Origin of the sequence: Asticcacaulis sp. W401b (genome assembly GCF_046503825.1) — a bacterium.
Classification (GTDB): domain Bacteria; phylum Pseudomonadota; class Alphaproteobacteria; order Caulobacterales; family Caulobacteraceae; genus Asticcacaulis.
Genome location: NZ_JBKFEE010000036.1, coordinates 1 through 5,537 on the forward strand (window position 1 = coordinate 1; position 5,537 = coordinate 5,537).

3 protein-coding genes and 1 pseudogene are annotated in these 5,537 nt (G+C 51.5%); all 4 read right to left on the reverse strand.

The window, feature by feature from the left end; genetic code table 11:
• A pseudogene (locus ACK8OE_RS20585) lies at positions 1-3,060 on the reverse strand (hypothetical protein); the annotation flags it as partial.
• Positions 3,061-3,069: 9 nt separating this feature from the next.
• Positions 3,070-3,633 carry a hypothetical protein gene (locus ACK8OE_RS20590; RefSeq protein ID WP_410274188.1) on the reverse strand — a complete coding sequence of 188 codons (564 nt, stop codon included), beginning with the start codon at positions 3,631-3,633 and terminating at the stop codon, positions 3,070-3,072.
• 105 nt (positions 3,634-3,738) lie between these two features.
• The gene (locus ACK8OE_RS20595; RefSeq protein WP_410274189.1) at positions 3,739-4,239 is read right to left on the reverse strand and encodes a hypothetical protein; all 501 of its coding nucleotides are present in this window, start codon (positions 4,237-4,239) and stop codon (positions 3,739-3,741) included.
• A partial coding sequence (locus ACK8OE_RS20600) for a TolC family protein (protein WP_410274190.1) occupies positions 4,229-5,537 on the reverse strand: 1,309 nt, incomplete at its 5' end. The genes ACK8OE_RS20595 and ACK8OE_RS20600, both read right to left, overlap by 11 nt.

Here is a 5,537-nt window from a genome sequence, read left to right on the forward strand (position 1 = left end):
ATTCCCTATCACCTCACTAAAGCGCTCGAACGAAGCGGTATCGGAGCCATCGCCGCCTTCGTAGTGATCATAAATGCCGTCATTATCGATCAGGAAAGTATCATCGCCACTTTCACCATAGAGCGCATCGACACCTGCCCCGCCTGAGAGCACATCATTACCGGCCCCGCCATACAAACCGAAACCATTCGGGCTCCAGTCGTCGCCATCACCGCCGGAGAGGTAATCATCACCGTTCCCACCGTAAAGCAGGTCGTTACCGCTGCCGCCTATCAGGACGTCATTGCCTTCGCCGCCATGCAGGACATCGTTACCGCCCTGCCCGTCGAGCCAGTCATGACCATTTGCGCCATTGAGGGTGTTGTTCCCGCTCCCGGCGATAAACACATCATCGCCACCGGATACGGTTTGTGTTTCCCAATGTGATGTGTCGATCCACTGGTAATCCCAGTAGGAACCGTTCCAGTAATCTTCGCCATAACCGCTTTCGACCCACACCGTAGCTGTGGTCTCATCGTTCATGTCGATATCGAGGTGGATAAAGTCGTTATTCTGCGACGTGGTGCCCGAAGAAGCGTACAGGTTCCACTTCGTCACATCATTTACAATAACCGACTTCCCATCGGCCGCTGCCTGGGGGAGCCACCCGAAAATGGCATCTGGAGAAGACAGATGCATACCGCTAACGCCAGTGTTAACCCATCCTGCCGTCACTTGCTCGAAGTAGGTGCCACTGCCCTTGTTGACCCCAAGAGATTCAAGGAACCCACGCAAACCACCATAGAAATCAGATACCGACCACTGATCCAACTTCAACTCAGAAGAACGCATCAACGTCACTATCCACGGATTGGCAAGCACTTGAGCTTGAACCGCCGTTAAAACGCGGTCAAACTGTGGTTTATTATCTGTATAAGTTGACAGTTCATTAGAATTAAGATTTTGCGTTCCCCCGTTTATAATCTTATCAACTATATCTTTATTTCCACCCGCGTAAAAATCCTGATCCGCTTGAGTCAAGTTGAAAGCGTCTGCGACGTACTTGTTAATCAAGCTTCGATTGTGGGTATAGAAATTATAGTCCCGTGCGGTCTGAAGATCGCCAGAGAAACTCAACAAATCTCCAGCCGCCGACGCGAGAATCGCGCGCTTCATAAATAAATCGCCACCGATAACCTTCGTGTTCCTGATTGCTTTCAGAGTGCCTATCTCAACAGCTTCATTGGCTGAGGTTACATACGTGGTAACTCCATCCACTCTTACATACATCTGAGCATTGGTGTGGCCATAAGCTTGGGTCGTGCCGTAGCCATTTAGATTGCTTACGCGCGCAGCTTCTCCATAGGTCACCTGCTCAATGAACCCATTCAAAATATCACGAGCATCAGCCGCCATGGTTGTGACCAGATCGATGTTACCGCCATTCGCAGATGTAACGCCCGATACTTCATACCTTGCATGAGGTACTTGCAAGACGGTTTCTGCACTTGCTGTGGGCGTTCTAATCTTCTTCTTTTTGCCGAATAGATTGCCTATAAGGGACCAGAAAACAAAACCACGAAAAGCGCCGAAAGCCGCTCCTAAAAAGCCACCTATTAAAGCGCCAACCGGGCCTCCGACGGAAGCGCCAACAAGTGCGCCAGTGCGCGCACCAAAAAATGAACCTACCGCAGACCCAATAGAAGACAGAACAACCGCAGCCTGCGTTTCTGGCTTGACTACCATCGATCCGAGTTTGGTGCCTACAAAAGCGCCGATAGCATTCGCCCACATTGCCCCGTTAAACAGTACATCTCCACTAAAAACCCCATCGAATGCCTTCGTATCAAGGTTTAGGGCACCAGACGGTAGTTTATCGGTAATGTTCTGTATAACTTGATTGACAACGGCATTGGTGCCGGTCGAGACTGTAACCGAGAAAAGTTGGCCACCGAAGCCATCTAAACCCAGCGATTGCGCGAGTTGGCCCGCAAACATTGAGCTAACCGTCCCAATACCAGCGCTTTGCATTCTTTGAAAAACATCAGGGAGAAACGACGGAGCAACTGATGCGTCCAAGAGCGTTGTCATATCCCTGCCAGCGGGTCCACCAGCTAACGCGAAGCCGAGACGCTCACCAATTTCTCCGAGTATCGACGAATAGATGATGCCCTTGACCAAATTTCCGGCCGCGAGGTGGTTACCTAGTGAAGAGCCAATTATCGAGCCAATCTGAGAAAAATCTCTAAGATTTTGGATGGACAACTCTTTGGCTTCCACGTATCGGGCACGTCCCGACGCGTCGACCAGAAGCCGCTCTGCCATGCTTTGGGGCGTGCCTAGTTTCTGGAAACGGCCGGCTTTAACCTTCGCCAGGTTTACCGCCATTATTCGATGATATACGTCTTCTGAAACTATCGTGACATTGGGATTACTGCCAGGATTGCGTGCCAGCTCAGCATTCACCCCAGACTGGGTCATAACCCACGCGCCATTAGGCACTCCAAGATGGGCCGCCCAGAATGAATCGTTTATTTGAATCGAGACGCCACTTTGCGCGACGATCCTATGGTCTGAAGCATAGACCGCGTCATTTACTATGTAATTCCAGTAATAAACCACTGGGTCATGTCCAGCAGGAACGGTTGCGGGTGGGCTATGTATACCTAGACGAGGGTGGCCAATTTCGTGGCCTAAGGTAATTACCATATCCCTAGCGCCCTGATTGTTAAGTATAAATATTTTAGGCTCGAAGGGTATATTCGGGTTGTTTGTGAAGGTGCCTTGACTATTGCGCGGGTAAATTGCGAAACCCGCCTCTCCCGTGGGCGTGTACGGCGCATAGCCGGACCCAAGATTTATGGGTACGAACGGAGCAACTATGTTTACTTCCAGTCCTTCCGCACCGAAATGCATTAAATTGCTTTGATACTCGGATGACCACGTAATGGTAAAGTTTAGCTCGGATATAAACTGAGAAGCTGCCGATGCCGGCATCCCGGTGATATTTATGATAGGATATCCCGCCACCTGAGGCAGCAGTTGCTTCCCATCGTTAGAAATTACATAGTATGTGGTCATTGAATCCCCCTAGTAACGATGAAATTTTTCAGTGACGCGAAATGGCGCCCCAGATTTTTCAGCCAACAAGAAGTACTTGTAGGCCGTGTCAAAATCTTTGCAGTATCTCTGGTTAATCCTGGCTATCAACAAATAAAACTCTGGCGTATAGTCACGATATATATTCAATCCAGAGAATTCAGTTATTTCTAATAGATTGTTATAAATGGCAGAATTTTCACAGTATGATCGCGGATTTGCCTTTAGGGCCCTATAGGCTTCGATATATTGCGCCACAGAAACGCCCTCGGCTGCGTCTGCCTGCACATCCCTTCCATATCGCGTGACCAAGCAATCAGCGTCGATGTATCCTAGCTCCGAAGGATAAGTCTGTGTCCGTCTGATAGCATAGTCGGCAATCCGCTCACCTTTAACGTCTGGAATAGGCTGGCAAACCTTGTCCGAGTAGAAAATATAGGCGAGCTCGCCCACTTCTTCAGCTTTAGGAACGCTCGAACAGCCAGCGCCAACAGATACACTTAACGCAATCGTGGCCAACAGACCAAGTTTGCGGAACCAATCCTTCAGTGTCATTGAACCCTCCCTACCTAAGTCATTACTCCAAAGGCAAATACCTCGCCATTGGACTAAGGAAAAATACTAGAAATACCTGGCGATCTGCGTTTCTCAGATGCCAAGTTAAGATTCTTGTTCTGCGGCTAATTCGAGGAGTTCTTTGTATACGGATACACTACCGCAAACGGTTGCTCCGGCACTGTTAGGGCGTCGCTCGGCAACTGCGGCCGCACATTGGTCATTTACCCGCGCCTCAGCTCGGGTGACATTATAATTTGGTACATTTATGATAGCGGTACGGCCAGGCTTCCCGTCCAGGCCCGCAATGTATTGCGTGATAGGCGTCGAACCTCTTGCGGCGAGCCCCAACTGTTTATATTGCAGCGCCTTAGTTGAGTGCTTGTCGGCTGCGCCGAAGCCGTACTCGTAAGCAATTCCTGTCGAATACTGTGCACGTGCATCACCCTCCGATGCTCTTGCTTCCAATTCCGACAAGGGAACAGTGAGTGCATCATGCAAAAGCTGCAAGTTATTGACCTGCCCTAAAGTGCCTGATGTCGCGCAACCTGTTAAAAAAAGTAGCGTCGCTGAAAGGGTGGTTCCCCTGGATAATTTAACTACCATAACCGATGATCTCCGAAGAAATGCTTGAGGTATTAGGTACGCTATGAACTATGTTGTGTTGTCCGACGAGATGTTCCCCCTGGCCTGCTGAAACGAGTTCTGGGGTCTCACGGGAGGGACGCGACGTGGTCGTCGGCACGCCTGTTGGGCCTTGCGCGTCTGCACGATCCACGACGCGTATCAGTTCTTCCCAAGGCACCTCTCCGGATTTTTTAACGGTGCGAAGGTGCGTTGAGGGATCATAAATATTAATGCCGACGAGCACGACCTTCGCTTCAAGATATCCAATTTGCCGTAAGAGGGTTGCTTGTGCGACATAGACATCGCGGTTGGAGTTGATCAGGGCTAACTGAGCTTCTCGAAGGTTCTGTTCGGCGACAAGCACATCCAAGGTGGAACGCTGCCCGTAACGAAATTCTTCCTGCATGCCTTGGGCCGCTATCTCTGCGGCTGCGAGTTGGCGCTTCTGGATGGCGACGTTGCGTTCGGACGTTATGACCTGGTTCCAGGCCAGTCGCACATTCTGCAGCACATTGCGTCGCTCGGCCTCAATGCGCAGTCGATCACCGGCATTTCGATTGAGCGACTCGCGGTAACCGGAATCGTTGGCTCCGCCCGAAAAAAGCGGCTTTGTGACCGAAATGGAGAAGGTGAATTCCTTATCCTGATCGCGACCAAAGTAGGGGACGAGTTCACCGGTTGTGCCATACGAACTGCGAGCGCTGACGACCATATTGTTAGCGGCACGCGCCTGATTAGCCGTCATCCGGCTTTCACGCTCGGTAAATCCTGCACGCCGCAATTCCGGACTATTTTCCGTTGCGATATCGAAGGCTTCTTCAAGGCTGACCGGGAGGAACGGCAGGACAGGCAAGGCTTCAAGACTACCGGGATTTTGCCCCACCAGGGTGGCATAGGTCGCCCGGCTCGCCTGAAGCTGTGCTTCAGCATAGGAGATCTGAACAAGGGCGGCCTCAAGCTGAGCCTTGGCCTGTTCGGTGTCGGTGCGGGTCACCTCACCCGCGACGCGCCTGGCTTCCGTCATCTCGTTCTGACGTTCGAGTGCGTTCAGGTTCTCGCGGCGCACCTGCAGGCTCAACTCGTCTCGCTGAACATCGGTGTAGGCTGTGATTACCTGCAGCAATAGTTCGCCTTCGCTCGCCCGCAGGGTCTCACGACCCGCGCGAATACGATATTCCGCGGCATCAATGGCCGCTGAGGCCTGCCCGCCGGAGTAAAGCAGTTGCTGGACAACGATGCGGATGTCGTTACGGTTCGATTCCAACCGACGCCCGACA